Origin of the sequence: Motilibacter deserti (genome assembly GCF_011250635.1) — a bacterium.
GTDB lineage: Bacteria > Actinomycetota > Actinomycetes > Motilibacterales > Motilibacteraceae > Motilibacter_A > Motilibacter_A deserti.
Genome location: NZ_JAANNP010000006.1, coordinates 113,077 through 127,813, shown reverse-complemented (window position 1 = coordinate 127,813; position 14,737 = coordinate 113,077). Strand labels below are relative to the sequence as shown.

General features: G+C 73.3%; 12 protein-coding genes and 1 pseudogene. 8 read left to right on the top strand and 5 right to left on the bottom strand.

The features are described from left to right. From G9H71_RS11860 to mca, 3 genes and pseudogenes are all read right to left on the bottom strand, one after another. A pseudogene (locus G9H71_RS11860) lies at positions 1–536 on the bottom strand (hypothetical protein); the annotation flags it as partial. Positions 537–635: 99 nt separating this feature from the next. Continuing rightward, the gene (locus G9H71_RS11855) at positions 636–917 is read right to left on the bottom strand and encodes a hypothetical protein (protein WP_196792001.1); all 282 of its coding nucleotides are present in this window, start codon (positions 915–917) and stop codon (positions 636–638) included. Then, a complete protein-coding gene (mca, locus tag G9H71_RS11850) occupies positions 914–1,798 on the bottom strand; it encodes a mycothiol conjugate amidase Mca (protein ID WP_166282018.1) in 885 nt (294 codons plus the stop codon). Before mca ends, G9H71_RS11855 begins: the two co-directional genes overlap by 4 nt. A gap of 252 nt (positions 1,799–2,050) precedes the next feature. Between mca and G9H71_RS11845 the strand changes: the two genes are divergently transcribed. The 6 genes from G9H71_RS11845 to G9H71_RS11820 all read left to right on the top strand — a co-directional run bounded on the left by G9H71_RS11845 (position 2,051) and on the right by G9H71_RS11820 (position 8,761). Further along, positions 2,051–2,374, top strand: a complete 324-nt coding sequence (locus G9H71_RS11845; RefSeq protein ID WP_166282016.1) for a DUF4307 domain-containing protein — start codon at positions 2,051–2,053, stop codon at positions 2,372–2,374. Between the two features lie 198 nt (positions 2,375–2,572). After that, entirely contained in the window at positions 2,573–3,064 is a 492-nt protein-coding gene (gene greA, locus G9H71_RS11840) for a transcription elongation factor GreA (protein WP_166282014.1), read from the top strand. A 140-nt stretch (positions 3,065–3,204) separates the two neighbouring features. Then, entirely contained in the window at positions 3,205–3,681 is a 477-nt protein-coding gene (locus G9H71_RS11835; RefSeq protein ID WP_166282012.1) for a MarR family winged helix-turn-helix transcriptional regulator, read from the top strand. Further along, entirely contained in the window at positions 3,678–5,252 is a 1,575-nt protein-coding gene (locus tag G9H71_RS11830; RefSeq protein ID WP_166282010.1) for an MDR family MFS transporter, read from the top strand. Before G9H71_RS11835 ends, G9H71_RS11830 begins: the two co-directional genes overlap by 4 nt. A gap of 142 nt (positions 5,253–5,394) precedes the next feature. Beyond that, entirely contained in the window at positions 5,395–6,801 is a 1,407-nt protein-coding gene (locus tag G9H71_RS11825) for a sigma 54-interacting transcriptional regulator (RefSeq protein WP_331272930.1), read from the top strand. A gap of 1 nt (position 6,802) precedes the next feature. Further along, complete coding sequence (locus G9H71_RS11820) at positions 6,803–8,761, top strand: vWA domain-containing protein (RefSeq protein ID WP_166282008.1); 1,959 nt, start codon at positions 6,803–6,805, stop codon at positions 8,759–8,761. A 36-nt stretch (positions 8,762–8,797) separates the two neighbouring features. Here G9H71_RS11820 and G9H71_RS11815 read toward each other — a convergent pair whose 3' ends face one another. Beyond that, complete coding sequence (locus tag G9H71_RS11815) at positions 8,798–9,577, bottom strand: Fpg/Nei family DNA glycosylase (protein WP_166282006.1); 780 nt, start codon at positions 9,575–9,577, stop codon at positions 8,798–8,800. A 264-nt stretch (positions 9,578–9,841) separates the two neighbouring features. On the opposite strand from G9H71_RS11815, the gene G9H71_RS11810 reads away from it, so the two are divergent. Then, positions 9,842–11,815, top strand: coding sequence for a zinc carboxypeptidase (locus G9H71_RS11810; protein ID WP_166282004.1), 1,974 nt, complete (start codon positions 9,842–9,844; stop codon positions 11,813–11,815). 43 nt (positions 11,816–11,858) lie between these two features. Here the strand turns inward: G9H71_RS11810 and G9H71_RS11805 are convergent, their stop codons facing one another. Beyond that, positions 11,859–13,331 (bottom strand): MFS transporter, encoded by a 1,473-nt coding sequence (locus G9H71_RS11805; RefSeq protein ID WP_166282002.1) that lies wholly within the window; start codon positions 13,329–13,331, stop codon positions 11,859–11,861. A gap of 173 nt (positions 13,332–13,504) precedes the next feature. Here G9H71_RS11805 and G9H71_RS11800 point away from each other — a divergent pair, with 173 nt between their 5' ends. Beyond that, on the top strand, positions 13,505–14,707 hold the full coding sequence (locus tag G9H71_RS11800) for an MFS transporter (protein WP_166282000.1): 1,203 nt from the start codon (positions 13,505–13,507) through the stop codon (positions 14,705–14,707). Positions 14,708–14,737: the final 30 nt, after the last annotated feature.

The window sequence follows — 14,737 nt, the reverse complement described above, 5'->3', positions numbered from 1 at the left end:
TTCTTGACCGCCGGCTTCTTGACCGCAGGCTTCTTGACCGCAGGCTTCTTCTTCGCCACCGGCTTCTTGGCGACGACCTTCTTGGCCGCAGCCAGCTTCACCGAAAGCTGCTTCGGCGCAGCCTTCTTCGTGGCGGAGCCCTTCTTCTTCGCCGACGCCTTCTTCTTGGCGGCCGGCTTCTTCGTGACGGCGGGCTTCTTCTTCGCCGCGGGCTTCTTCTTGGCGACGGGCTTCTTCTTCGCCGCAGGCTTCTTCTTGGCGACGGGCTTCTTGGCCACGGGCTTCTTCGCCGGCGGGCAGGCCGCCGCAGGCGCGGCTGCCGCAGCCGCCGACACCTCGGAGGCCACGGCGCGCGCACCGGAAGCGGGCAGCAGGCCCGCGAGCAGGGCCAGCCCGAGCACGGCCAGCCCGACCAGCGTGGGCCGGCGCCGCGGGGCGGAGGTACGCAGATGCACAGGATGCTCCGGGAGGTCGATGGGGAGCCCGACCGGCTCCTCGATCTCCATCGGCAGCAGCGTGCGCGCACTGAACCTCACGTCCCGGGCGCCTCCGGGACCTCGGCCCCTGCTCTCCCGGGCCGGCTGCGCTCAGCGCCGGTGCCGCATGCTCACGCGCTCAGCGGTGGTGCCGCACGCTCACGCTCGCGGGGCGGGCCTTCCGGGCCCCTGCGGGCCGGGTCCCCGCGCAGGAGGCGCGGGCTCGGCCGAGGTGGCCCCGGGGGACTTCTCCTCGAAGGTCACCCGGCGTAGGTGGCGGTTCATCGACCGGATGAGCAGCCAGAGGGCGACCCCGAGGAGCACGAAGAGCAGGAAGCCGGTGAGCCCCGGCGTGATCTTCGACTCGTCCACCTCGTCGACGGCGAGGAGGCTGCGGACCGGCGACGAGGCCGGCGCCGCGAGGAGGAAGGAGGTGCTCATGCGGCCGGCTCCCCGAGCTCGGAACGGATGCCGGCGAACAGGTCGTCCTCCGGCAGGGCGACGGGGACGAGCGAGCGGGCGAGCTCGAAGTCCTCCGTCGGCCACGCCTTCTGCTGCATGTCCAGCGGGCACGCGAACCACGAGCCGTCCGGGTCCACCTGCGTCGCGTGGGCGAGCAGCGCCCGGTCACGGACGTCGAACCACGCGGCGCAGTCGACGTGGGTCGTGATGGCGCGGTCCGCCCGGTCCGCCCAGCGCTCGAGCCACTCGGCGTAGGGGGAGGGCATCCCAGCGGCCAGCAGCGCCTCGTGCAGCGCGGTCGTGCGCGGGCGCGAGAACGTCTGGTTGTAGTACAGCTTCAGCGGCTGCCACGGCTCCCCGGCCTCGGGATACGCGCCGGGGTCCGCCGCTGCCTCGAAGGCCGCCACGGTGACCTTGTGGCACATGATGTGGTCGGGGTGGGGGTAGCCGCCCTCCTCGTCGTAGGTCGTCACGACGTGCGGGCGGAACTCGCGCATCACCCGCACGAGCGGCTCGGCGGCGACGGCCACGTCCTGCAGCGCGAAGCAGCCGTCGGGCAGCGGCGGCAGCGGGTCGCCCTCCGGCAGGCCGGAGTCGACGAAGCCGAGCCAGGTCTGGCGGACGCCCAGGATCTCGCGCGCCCGGTCCATCTCGCGCCGGCGGATCGCCGGCAGGTTCGCCGCGATCTCCGGGTCGCCTTGCAGCTTCGGGTTGAGGACATCGCCCCGCTCTCCTCCCGTGCAGGTCGCCACGAGCACGTCGACGCCCTCGGAGACGTAGCGCGCCATCGCCGCGGCGCCCTTGCTCGACTCGTCGTCCGGGTGCGCATGCACCGCCAGGAGCCTCAACTGCTCCGCCACTCGCCCTCCAGCTCCAGTCCGTGCGCGTCGCCACGCAGGCGCTGCGCGCCCGCTATGGGAACATGAGGAGGCGCCCCGCGTCTTCCGGCGCCCTCCCGGTCCATCATCGTCCCGCCCGCCCGCGCCCGTCCCGTACGCGGCCCAGCCCGAGGGGTCCCGCTGTCCGTCCCGCCTCCTGCCGCGCGCCACGACGCCCCGTCGCGTCCGGCCGGGCGCTACGGCGAGCCGACGCGCCGCCGGCGCGGCGCCCTGGTGGCGGCCGTCGCCACGCTCGCCGTCGCGGCCGGCGGGTGGTTGGCCTGGGCCGGCCTCAGCGCCACGGACGAGGACGTGCGCGCACGGGTGCTGTCGTACGACCCCGTGGACGCGCGGGGCGTCGCGACCCGGGTGCAGATCACCAAGCCGCGCGACCGCGAGGCCGTCTGCCGGCTGCGCGCGCTGGACCGGTCGTTCGCGACCGTCGGGCGGGCCGAGGCGGTCGCGCCGGCCGGCGCCGGGACGACGGTCGTGGAGCTCACGGTGCCGACGAGCGCGCAGGCGCTGAACGCCGAGCTGGTGCGCTGCTCGCTGCGCTGAGCCGCGGCACGGCACGCGTCACACAGGCTGTGCCGAGCCCGCACGGGCCCGGCACGAGCGGGATCAGGCCTTCCCCCTCCGGTCGCTCGAAGGGGGCCGGGGCGCGCGCCGGGCCGGTAGGATCGGCGATTCACCACGTACACCCACAGACTCCGCGATGGTGCGGGGCTGAACGTGACCGAAGACTGGAGCGATGGCGTGACCGAGACGAGCGCGACCGCGACCTGGCTGTCCCAGGAGCAGCACGACCGGCTCCAGGCCGAGCTCGACCATCTGCGTGGCCCGGCTCGCGCCGAGATCGTCAAGCGCATCGAGGCCGCTCGTGAGGAGGGCGACCTCAAGGAGAACGGCGGCTACCACGCGGCCAAGGAGGAGCAGGGCAAGCAGGAGGCGCGCATCCGCCAGCTGCAGTCCCTGCTCGAGAACGCCCGCGTCGGGGAGCCCCCGGCGTCCGCGGACGGCGTCGTCACGGCCGGCATGGTCGTGACCGCCGAGGTCGCCGGCGACGAGATGACGTTCCTGCTGGGCCTGCGGGAGGGCAGCTCCGGGGACATCGACGTCTACTCCCCCACGTCCCCGCTCGGCACCGCGATCTCGGGGGCGAAGGTCGGGGACTCGGTGAGCTACACCGCGCCCAACGGCCGCGAGATCCCTGTCGTCATCAAGGCCGCGAAGCCGTACGCCGGCTGACGCGCCGCACACCCCGCGGAGGGGCGCTCCCCGTCAGGGGAGCGCCCCTTCTGCATGTCCCGGCCCGCGCTCTCCCGGCCCGCGCTTGCCCGGCGGAAAACCAATTGCGTGACGCAACCAGGCGTGCGTAATCTACTTGCATGGCCCAACCAACTGCTTCCCGGAGCGCCTCCGGCGACGCTGCCGACGTCATCGGCGACGCGCTGGCCCGCGCGATCCGGGCGCTCAAAGTGGCGCGGGGCGACGCCCCCGTCGAGGGGCCGTGCCTGGGAGTGCTCAACGCCGTCGCCGGAAGCGGGCCGGCCCGGCCGAGCGACGTGGCCGCCGAGATCGCGCTCGACGCCTCGACCGTGAGCCGCCACCTGCAGGCGCTGGAGCGGCTCGGCCTGGTCGCCCGCGACCGCGACCCGTCCGACGGGCGCGCCTACCGCGTCGCCGTCACGGCAGCCGGGGCCGACGCCATCGACAGCGCTCGTGTGGCCCGCCGCGCCGTGCTCGGCTCCGCCCTCTCCCCGTGGGACGCCGCCGACCGCGAGCAGCTCGCCGGGCTGCTGGCCCGCCTCGCCGACGACCTCGCCCGCCCGACCACATCCGTACCGAACGGGGAGAACCGATGACCACCGCGCCACCGACGCCCGAGGCGCCGAGCTACCTCTCCCACCGCCAGATCCTCGCCGTCATGAGCGGGCTCATGCTCGGCATGCTGCTCGCCGCCCTCGACCAGACGATCGTCTCGACCGCGCTGCCGACCATCGTCGGGGAGTTCGGCGGGGTGGAGCACCTGTCCTGGGTCGCTACGGCGTACCTGCTGACCTCGACCGCGTCGACGCCGCTCTACGGCAAGATCAGCGACCTCTACGGCCGCAAGCCGGTCTTCCAGTTCGCGATCCTGGTCTTCCTGCTGGGCTCGGTGCTCGCCGGGTTGTCGCAGAACATGGGCCAGCTCATCGCCACCCGCGCGATCCAGGGCATCGGCGCCGGCGGTCTCATGGCGCTGGTCTTCGCGATCATCGGCGACGTCATCCCGCCTCGCGAGCGCGGCCGCTACCAGGGCCTGTTCGGCGCGGTCTGGGGCCTGTCGAGCGTGGCCGGGCCGCTCCTGGGCGGGTTCTTCACGGAGCACGCCTCGTGGCGCTGGATCTTCTACATCAACCTGCCGATCGGCGCCGTCGCACTCGTCGTGGTCGCGGTCGTCCTCAAGCTGCCCGTCAACAAGCAGCAGCACAAGATCGACTACCTCGGCTCGACGCTGCTCGTCGCGAGCACGTCCGCGCTGCTGCTCTACCTGTCCTGGGCCGGGACCGAGTACGGCTGGTTCGACGGGCTCTCGCTCGTGCTGCTCGTCGCCGCGGTCGTGCTCGGCGTGGCCTTCGTGTGGTGGGAGACCCGCGCCAGCGAGCCGATCCTGCCGCTCGACATCTTCCGCAACGACATCGTCTCGGTCACGAGCGCGATCGGCTTCCTGCTCGGCTTCGGCATGTTCGGCGCGATCATCTACATCCCGATCTACCTGCAGGTCGTCGACGGCGTCACGCCGACCCAGTCGGGCCTGCTGATGCTGCCGCTCATGCTGGGCATCCTCGTGACGTCGATCGCCTCCGGCCGGGCCATCACCTCGATGGGCCGCTACAAGGTCTTCCCGATCGTCGGGACCGCGCTGATGGCCGTCGGCCTGGCGCTGTTCGCCACCCTGGGCACGGACACGTCGCGCTGGCTCAGCGGGCTGTACATGTTCATCGTCGGGGCCGGCCTCGGCCTGGTCATGCAGGTCCTGATCATCGCCGTCCAGAACGCGGTCGACTTCCGGGTGATGGGCGTCGCCACCTCGGCGTCGACCTTCTTCCGCTCCATGGGCGGCACGCTCGGCATCGCGGTGCTCGGCGCGGTCCTGACCTCGCGGCTCAGCGCGAACCTCGCGGACAAGCTGCCCGCGGGCGCGGCCGGCTCGATCCCGGCCGGTGACCTGACCGGCAGCCCGGACGTCATCAAGGCGCTGCCGCCGGAGGTGCACGGCCCCGTCATCGAGGCCTTCGTGGACTCGCTGCAGACGGTCTTCCTGTGCGCCGTGCCGGTCGCGGTGCTCGCCTTCGTCCTCGCCCTGTTCCTGCGCGAGCTGCCGCTGCGCGGCTCCGGCGGGGGCAAGGACGGCGAGCAGGCCGACGCGCCACCGGCGTTCGCCCTGGACTGACGGGCAGGCGCCCGAGCTGATAACCGCCGCGCCTCCTTCTGCCGCGAGGAGGCGGAAGGAGGCGCGGCGGGGCAGCGGGATTACGCGTTGCGCGGACGGCTCCGCGGTCGCGGCGGCGCGCAGCCCGGACGTACGGTGAGTCGTGACCCGAGCGGCAACACTGGGCGCGCTGCGCGCCACCGGACACGTCCACCGGACCGTCAAGGAAGAGGTCCGCGACAACCTGCTGGCGCGGATGCGCACCGGCCAGACCAGATTCCCCGGCATCGTCGGCTTCGACGAGACCGTCCTCCCCCAGCTCGAGCGGGCGCTGCTCGCCGGGCACGACCTCGTCCTGCTGGGCGAGCGCGGCCAGGGCAAGACCCGGCTCATCCGCACCCTCGTCGAGCTGCTCGACGAGTGGACGCCGATCATCGCCGGCTCCGAGGTCCGCGAGCACCCCTACATGCCGATCACCGCGGCGTCCCAGCGCCTCGTCGCCGAGGCCGGCGAGGACACCCCGGTCGAGTGGGTCCACCGCAGCGAGCGCTACGGCGAGAAGCTCGCGACCCCGGACACCAGCGTCGGCGACCTCATCGGCGACATCGACCCGGTCAAGGTCGCGGAGGGCCGGCGGCTCGGAGACCCGGAGACCGTGCACTACGGCCTGGTCCCGCGCACGAACCGCGGCATCTTCGCGGTCAACGAGCTGCCCGACCTCGCCGAGCGCATCCAGGTCGCGCTGCTCAACGTGCTCGAGGAGCGCGACATCCAGATCCGCGGCTACCAGCTGCGGCTCCCGCTCGACCTGCTGCTCGTCGCGAGCGCCAACCCCGAGGACTACACCAACCGCGGGCGGATCATCACTCCGCTGAAGGACCGCTTCGGCGCCGAGGTGCGCACCCACTACCCGCTGCGCCTCGAGGACGAGGTCGACCTCGTCCGCCAGGAGGCCGTGCTCTCGGCGCACGTCCCCGACCACCTGCTGGAGGTCGTGGCCCGCTTCACGCGGCAGGTGCGCGAGTCCCCGTCCGTCGACGCCCGCAGCGGCGTGTCCGCCCGGTTCGCCGTCGCGGCCGCAGAGACGGTCGCGTCGTCGGCGCTGCGGCGCTCGGCGCTGACCGGCGAGACACCCGCCGTTGCGCGGTTCTGCGACGTCCCGCCGGTCGTCGACACCCTGCTCGGCAAGGTCGAGTTCGAGGTGAGCGAGGAGGGCAACGAGCGCGAGGTGCTGCACCACCTGCTGCGACGCGCCACGGTCGAGGCGTTCCGCTCGCGGCTCGCGGCGAGCGACCTGCCTGCCCTCCTCGAGCGGTTCGACGAAGGGCTGATCGTCGAGAGCGGCGACCTCGTGCCCGGCGCGCGCCTGCTCGAGCAGGTCGGCACCGTGCAGGGGCTGGGCCACATCATGGAGCGGCTCGGCATGGACGACGCGGTGGACTCCCCCGCCTACGCCGCGAGCGCCCTCGAGTTCGCCCTGGAAGGGCTCTTCCTGAACCGGCGCATCAGCAAGGAAGAGGGCGCCGGAGCCGTCGGAGAGCCGGGCACGCGCACCCTCTACGGGGCCTGAGATGCCCTACCGCTACGGCCACTACGAGGACGGGCCCGACCCGCTGGCCCCGCCGTACGACGTGCGGCGGGCGCTGGACGCTTTGGGCGACGACGTCCTGCAGGGCTCGTCGCTGCGGGACGCCCTGCGCGACATGATGCGCCGTGGCATGGACGGCCGACGGGGGCTGGACGACCTGCTGCGGCGCACCCGGCAGCAGCGCAAGGCGGCCCGACAGCGCGGGCGTCTGGACGGGACGCTGGAGGAGGTACGCCGGCTGCTGGACAAGGCGCTCGGACAGGAGCGTGCGGCGCTCTTCCCCGACCCGTCGGACGAAGCACGCTTCCGCGAAGCCCAGCTCGACTCCCTGCCCCGCGAGCCGTCCCGGGCGCTGCGCGAGCTGTCGGACTACGACTGGCGGTCGCCGCAGGCCCGGCAGACCTACGACGAGATCCAGGACCTGCTGCGCAGGGAGGTGCTGGACTCGCAGTTCCGTGGGCTGAAGCAGGCTCTGCAGAACCCGGATTCCGGAGCCATGCAGCAGGTCAAGGACATGCTGTCCGACCTCAACGAGATGCTGGCCAAGGACGCGCGCGGCGAGCACACCTCGGCCGACTTCGAGGACTTCATGGCCAAGCACGGGGAGTTCTTCCCCGAGCAGCCGGAGAGCCTCGAGGAGCTCGTCGACGCCCTCGCCCGGCGCGCCGCGGCGGCCGAGCGGATGCTCAACTCGATGTCGCGCGAGCAGCGGGCCGAGCTCGCCTCGCTCATGGAGCAGACGCTCGGTGACCTCGACCTGCAGAACCAGATGGCCCAGCTGCAGGGGCACCTGCGCGGGCGCCGGCCCGACCTGGACTGGCAGGGCCGGCAGCGGATGAACGGCGACCGCCCGCTCGGCATGGGCGAGGCGACGAGCGCGCTCGAGGAGCTCGCCGACCTCGACGAGCTGGAGGCTTCCCTCGCGCAGGACTACCCCGGCGCGAGCCTGGAGGACATCGACGAGGAGGCCGTGCGGCGCGCCCTCGGCCGCAAGGCCGTCGACGACCTGGAGGCGCTGCGCCGCCTGGAGCGCGAGCTCGAGCAGCAGGGCTACCTCTCCCGGCACGCCGGGCACCTGGAGCTGACGCCGAAGGCGATCCGCCGGCTCGGGCAGACCGCCCTGCGCCGCGTCTTCAAGGACCTCGCCTCGTCCGGCCGCGGGACGCACGACGTCCACGACGCCGGCGCCGCCGGGGAGCCGACCGGCGCCAGCCGGCAGTGGGAGTTCGGCGACGAGCAGCCGATCGACGTGGTGCGCACGCTGAGCAACGCCGTACGCCGTGGCGGTGCGAGCGGTGGCCGGGTCAGCGTCGAGGTCGAGGACTTCGAGGTCGTCGAGACCGAGCGGCGGTCCTCGGCGGCGGTGTGCCTGCTGGTGGACCTGTCCTACTCCATGGTGCTGCGCGACACCTGGGGGCCGGCCAAGCAGACCGCGCTGGCGCTGCACGCGCTGGTGACCGGCCAGTACCCCCAGGACGCCGTGCAGATCATCGGCTTCTCGTCGTACGCCCGGGTGCTGCAGCCGGGAGAGCTGGCCGGCCTCGAGGCCGACATGGTGCAGGGCACGAACCTGCAGCACGCGCTGATGCTCGCGAGCCGCTTCCTCGACAAGCACCGCAACTCCGAGCCGATCGTCCTCGTCGTCACCGACGGGGAGCCGACCGCGCACCTGCTGCCGGACGGGCGGCCCTACTTCGCCTGGCCGCCGGAGCACGAGACCATCACCGCAACGGTGGCCGAGGTCGACCGCATGACCCGCCGCGGGGCGGCGCTCAACGTCTTCCTGCTCGACGACGACCCGCGGCTCGTTGCCTTCGTCCGCGAGGTCGTGCGCCGCAACGGCGGAAGGATGCTTCAGCCGTCTGCTGACCGGCTGGGGTCCTACGTCGTCAGCGACTACCTTCGGATGCGCAAGGGGCGGGGGGCGCGCCGGGCGTCCTGACCCTCAGCGCGCTGCATCGGCCGGGCAGAGCAGGGCTCAGTCCGCGAGCTGCTCCCGGTCGCAGGCGTAGCAGTCCCTGCCGTCGAGCGTCCACGTGCGCACCGGGCCGCCGCAGCCCCGGCACGCCGGCTGCTTGTAGACGTAGCGCGCCTGCTCCGGCGGGGTGTCGTCCGGAGCCTCGTCGACGGTGAGAATCGACCCGACCCGCACGCCGCGCGCCATCAGCCCGCGCAGGTCCTCCCACATCGCGGCGTACGTCGCGGCCGGCACGTCGCGCGCGGGGGCCCGCGGGTCGACCCGGTGCCGGTAGAGCACCTCGGCGCGGTAGACGTTGCCGACCCCGGCCAGCACCGACTGGTCCAGGAGCGCGGCGCCGACGCTGCGCGGGTGCGCCCGCAGCCGGCGTACGGCCTCCTCGCCGTCCGCCTCCGGGCGCAGCGGGTCCGGGCCGAGCGTCGCGAGCAGCCGGGCGACCGCGCCCGGCTCCAGCAGCGCGCAGGTCATGGGAGCGATGAGGTCGTACGCCGCACGGTCCCCCACCAGGTGCAGCCGCGTCCCCTTGCGCGGCTCGGCCGCCGGGTCGTCGTAGCGCAGGAAGAGCCCGCGCAGGCCGAGGTGCACGTGCACGGTGCCACCGGCCGAGAACTCGAGCAGGAGGTTCTTGCCGTACGCCTCGGCACGCTCCAGCACGGCGCCGTCCAGCGTCCCGGCCTCTGCGGCGAAGCGGCCCTGCGGGCTCGAGGCGCGCACCGGCTGCCCGGCGAGGTCCGCACGGAGCGCGGCGGCGTAGCGGTGCAGGGTGTGGCCTTCGGGCATGGCGCTTCCCTACCCCTGTCGGAGGCCGGGCGCACCCGCGCCCGTCACCTGACCCGAATTCGGCGGGCGAATACCCTTCACCGCCCGGACACCGCGGGGAAACACGCCATTGCCTCACCTTCCCCGGGACAGGCCCGCCGATTTCACCCCGGCTGCACCGTCTTGACCGGCCCCGGAACGCGCCCCTAGTGTGCGGGAATTCGCGGGGACCGCGCATTTGTGCTGCCGGTTCCCGCTCGTCTCCCGAGCGCAAGGAATTCTCCGATGACGCGTTCCCGGCTCCGCACCCGCGCGCGCCTGCTCGCCGTGGGCTCGGCCGCCGCGCTGGCCGCGGCCCTCCCGGTCTCCGCCCTGCCCACCGCGAGCGCGGACTCCGCCGCGACCGGATCGGCCGGGCTCAGCATCGCCCGCGTCTCCGCCACCACCGACGGCGAGCGCGAGCGGCTGCTGGGGCTCGGGCTCGACGTGCTGGAGTTCGGCCCGGACGAGGCCGAGGTGCTGCTGGGCAGCGGAGAGGACCGCCGCGCGCTCGCCGCTACGGGGCTCGACGCGCAGGTCGTCGACGTCACCGACCAGGCCGAGCAGCTGGCCCGGCAGCGCGCGGAGGAGGACGCGCTTCAGGCCGCCGCGGACCGGGACGCCGCCCTCGAGTCGCCCCTGCCGACCGGGCGGGTGTCCTACCGCACGATCGAGGAGGCCGAGGCCGAGATCCGCGAGATCGCCCACCGCTACCCCGCGATCGTCAAGCTCTTCGAGCTGCCCAACCGCTCGCTGCTCGGCCGCCCGGTGCTGGGGCTGGAGATCTCCCGCGAGGTCCACGCCGCGTCGGGCAAGCCGGTGTTCCTCACGACGGGAGTCCACCACGCCCGCGAGTGGCCGACCCTGGAGCTGACGCTCGAGTTCGCCTGGGACGTCGTGCAGAGCTACGGCACCGACCCCGAGATCACGGGCCTGCTCGACAGCACGCGGCTCGTCGTCGTGCCCGTCGTGAACCCCGACGGGTTCGACGTGTCGCGGGACCTTGCGTACGAGATGAAGCGCAAGAACTGCCGCATGCAGGCCGGCCAGGTGCCGACGGCGGCCGAGTGCGCGAGCACCACCAACCAGGCTCTCGGCGTCGACCTCAACCGCAACTACGGGCCGTTCTGGGGCGGGCCGGGGTCGAGCGCCAACGTGCGGGCGGAGAACCACCACGGGGCGCACCCGTACTCCGAGCCCGAGATCCAGAACATGAGCGCGCTGATGTCCGCGCACCAGGTGATGGTCGCGCTCAACAACCACACTCCCGACGCCCGCCTGCTGCGAGCCCCGTCCTCGCCGCTGGAGCCGGTGCCGACCGAGGAGGAGCTGTACGACGGGCTCGCCCAGCAGCTCGGCGCGGCGCTGAGCTTCCCGGCCGGCCCGTGGCCCGAGGTCTACTACGTCGCGAGCGGGGTGGCGGAGGAGCACGGCCTCTACGTCAACGGCACGCTGGGGTTCACCCCGGAGCTGACGCCGGGGCACACGGGGCTCGCCCGCTTCCACCCGCCGTACGAGTACGTCGTCGACCAGTACTTCGGGACGGGCTACTACGCCGGGTCCAGCCTCCGCAAGGCGTTCCTGATCGCCTGGCGTGCGGCCGCCGACCCGGCGAAGCACTCGGTGCTCACCGGCACCGCTCCCCGCGGCGCCGAGCTCACGATCCGCAAGCAGGTCACGGTCGACTCCTCACCACTGGCGGACGGGGCGGTGCTGCAGTCCGACGTCGAGGTCGAGACGACGATCCGCGTCCCCGCGGACGGGGCGTTCGAGTGGCACGTCCTGCCGTCGCTGCGACAGAGCCAGTACTCCAGCACGCTGATTCCCGAATCCTGGACTGTGTCCTGCACCGACTGGTCGGGTGAGGCCTTCCGGAGCGAGACGGTGACGATCGCTCGCGGGCAGTCCGCGCGGCTCGACCTGGGCGACTGCCCTGTCGCCGGCGTGCCCGACATCGAGGCCCTGCTGGAGTCGTTCCACGCCGAGGGCACGATCAGCGACCGGACGAGGGCGAACCTGCGCGAGCGGCTCGACCGTGCCCTTGCGTCGTTCCGGACCGGAAGCGAGATTCGCACGATCGGCTTCCTGCGCCAGTTCGTCGCCCGGGCCGAGAACCAGGTCAAGGGGGACGCGCGCGACCTGGAGGCCCGGGCCGAGCTGGTGGGTGCGGCCGACGCGCTCATCGCCGCTCTCGAGGCCGCCGAGGAGGCGGAGAGCTGAGACCGGCCGGCCGCCGGAGCCAGGCGGCTCCGGCGGCGGTCGCTCACTCGCTCTTGTCGCCCACCACGGTGCCAGCGGCCACGAGGGCGAGCTCCGGGTGCTCCGGCTCGTCGCTGTGCGCCGTCTGGCGCACGCGCGGGATCAGCAGGGCGGCGAGGGCCGCGGCGACGCCGGCGCCGGCGAGCGCGGCGAAACCCCACGTGTAGCCCGCCTCGGTGGGCAGGCCCTCCGGCGTCGCGTTGGCGGTCACGATGCTCGACATCACCGCGGCGCCGATCGAGCCGCCGATCGTGCGGATGTTGGCGTTCATGCCGCTCGCCACCCCGGTCTGCTCGGAAGGCACCGCGTCCACGATGAGGCTGGACATGGCGGAGAACGCGAGGCCGAACCCCACGCCGAGGACCGCCGTGGCCAGGCAGAGCTGCCACACCGCCCCGTGTGCGAAGGCCATCAGCAGGAACGGCACGACGGCCACCGTGGTGCCGGCGAGGACGACGGCCTTGGCGCCGTAGCCCGCGACGAGCCGGCCGGAGGCGAGGCCGACGGCGAACATGGTGGCGCTCCACGGCAGCAGGATCAGGCCCGACTCCGTCACGCTGGAGCCGAAGCCGTAGCCGGCCTCCTCCGGCGTCTGCAGGAACTGCGGCAGGAAGCCGAAGGTCGCGTACATCCCCACGCCGACGAGCAGCGCGACGAGGTTCGTCGTCCAGACGGCCGGCAGCCGCATCATCTGCAGGTCGATCAGCGGCGCCGCGGAGCGCTGCTCGGCCGCCACCCAGCCCGCCGCCAGCACCACGGCGGCCACCAGCAGGCCGAGGACGCGCGCCGAGGCCCATCCCCACGCCGGGCCCTCGCTGAGCGCGAGGAGAAGGCAGACGAGCCATGCCGACAGCAGGGCGGCCGGGAGCACGCTGATCCGGCCGGGCGTGCGCACGGGCGACGGCGGCACCAGCGCGTACGTCGCGATGGCGGCGAGGACCACGATCGCCAGCGGGATCCAGAAGAGCCAGTGGTAGTCGAGGGCGTCGACGATCGGGCCGGCCAGGACGATGCCCAGCCCGCCGCCGACCGCGGTCAGCGCGGCGAGGACGCCGACCGCCCCCGCGACCTTCTCGCGCGGGAACTCGTCGCGCACGATGCCGAAGGCGAGCGGGAGGACTCCGCCGCCGATCCCCTGGACGACGCGCGCGAGGATCAGGACCCGCACGTCGGTCGCCAGTGCCGCCAGCAGCGAGCCGGCGCCGAGCGCGACCAGGGTCGCGAGCAGCATGCGCTCCTTGCCCACCGCGTCACCGATGCGTCCGACGATCGGGGTGAAGATCGAAGCGGACAGCAGGTACGCCGTCAGCACCCACGTGACCGTCGCCTGGTCGGTGTCGAGGTCGTGCTGGATCGTCGCGAGCACCGGCGTGACCAGCGACTGCAGGAGCGCGAACGCGGCGACGGCGGCGGCGAGGACCGCGAACGTGGCCCGATGGCCGGTGCGGCGGGCACGACTCGGGAGCGAGGTCGGCATGGCAGGTCCTTCGGTCGAACGGCGCGGAGCCGCGTTGGATGTGGAGGTGCCTCCACTTCGACCCTCAGCTTAACCGGAGGTTGCTCCGCTTCGCAACGCGTTTTCCCGGCCGTCCGGGCAGCCCTGTGCAGGCGCGGCCCGGGGCAGGCCCGGGCGCGGATAGGGTCGCGGCCGTGCGACGACTGTTCGGCGGGCTCCCACCCGAGGTGATGGTGCTCTCCGCCGTGGCGTTCGCCGTCGCGCTGGGCTTCGGCGTGCTGGCCCCGGTGATCCCGCTGTTCGCCGAGAGCTTCGGCGTCGGCGCCGCGGCGACGGGCGCCGTCATCAGCGCCTTCGCCCTGACGCGCCTGGCGTTCGCGCTGTCCGGCGGCCGCCTCGTCGACCGGTTCGGGGAGCGGGCCATCCTGGCCAGCGGTGTCGGCATCGTCGCCGTGTCGAGCGCGCTCGCCGGCCTCTCCCAGTCGTACGCCCAGCTCGTCCTGCTGCGTGGCGTCGGGGGCGTCGGCTCGGCGATGTTCACGGTGTCGTCGATGAGCCTGCTGCTGCGCGTCGTCCCCGATGAGCTGCGCGGCCGGGCGGCCGGCCTCTACCAGGGCGGGTTCATCCTCGGTGGGATCAGCGGCCCGGCGTTCGCGGGACCGTTCAGCGCATGGTCGCTGCGCGCACCGTTCTTCTTCTATGCCGCGACGCTCGCCGTCGCCGGCGGCATCGCGGTCGCGTACCTCAGCCACGCGAACCTCCGCGAGCGGCCCGAGGGCTCCGCCCCTGAGGAGGACCGCACCGGGCTCGGCGAGGCGATGCGCAACCGTGCCTACGTCACCGCGCTCTTCTCCAACCTCGCCACCGGATGGGTGGCCTTCGGCATCCGCAGCTCGCTCATCCCGCTGTTCGTCAAGGAGGGCCTGGACGAGGGTACCGGCGTGGCGAGCATCGGCTTCACGATCTCCGCGGCGGTGCAGGCCGCGTTGCTGCTGCCCGGCGGACGCCTGACGGACCAGCGCGGGCGGCGGCTGACGCTCACCCTGGGCATGGCGCTGGCCACCGTGAGCCTGCTGTTGCTGACCTTCGACGAGACCGTGACCGGCTTCCTGCTCGCGATGGCGTTCTTCGGCGCCGGGTTCGGCCTCGTCTCCCCCGCCTCCGGCGCCGTCGTGGGGGACGTGGTGCGCGGGCGGGGCGGGACCGTCGTCGCCGCCTACCAGATGGCCGCCGACGTCGGGTCGATCTCCGGGCCGCTCGTCGCCGGCTGGCTGGCCGACGAGGTGTCCTACGCCGCGGCGTTCGGCATGGGGGCGGTGATCCTCGGGCTCAGCACGGTGCTGGCGACGACCCTGCCCGAGACCCGCCGCTCCGTCACGGCGGCCCGGGCGCGCTGACCGGCGGCCCGTGCCCGCAGCCCGGGGCCC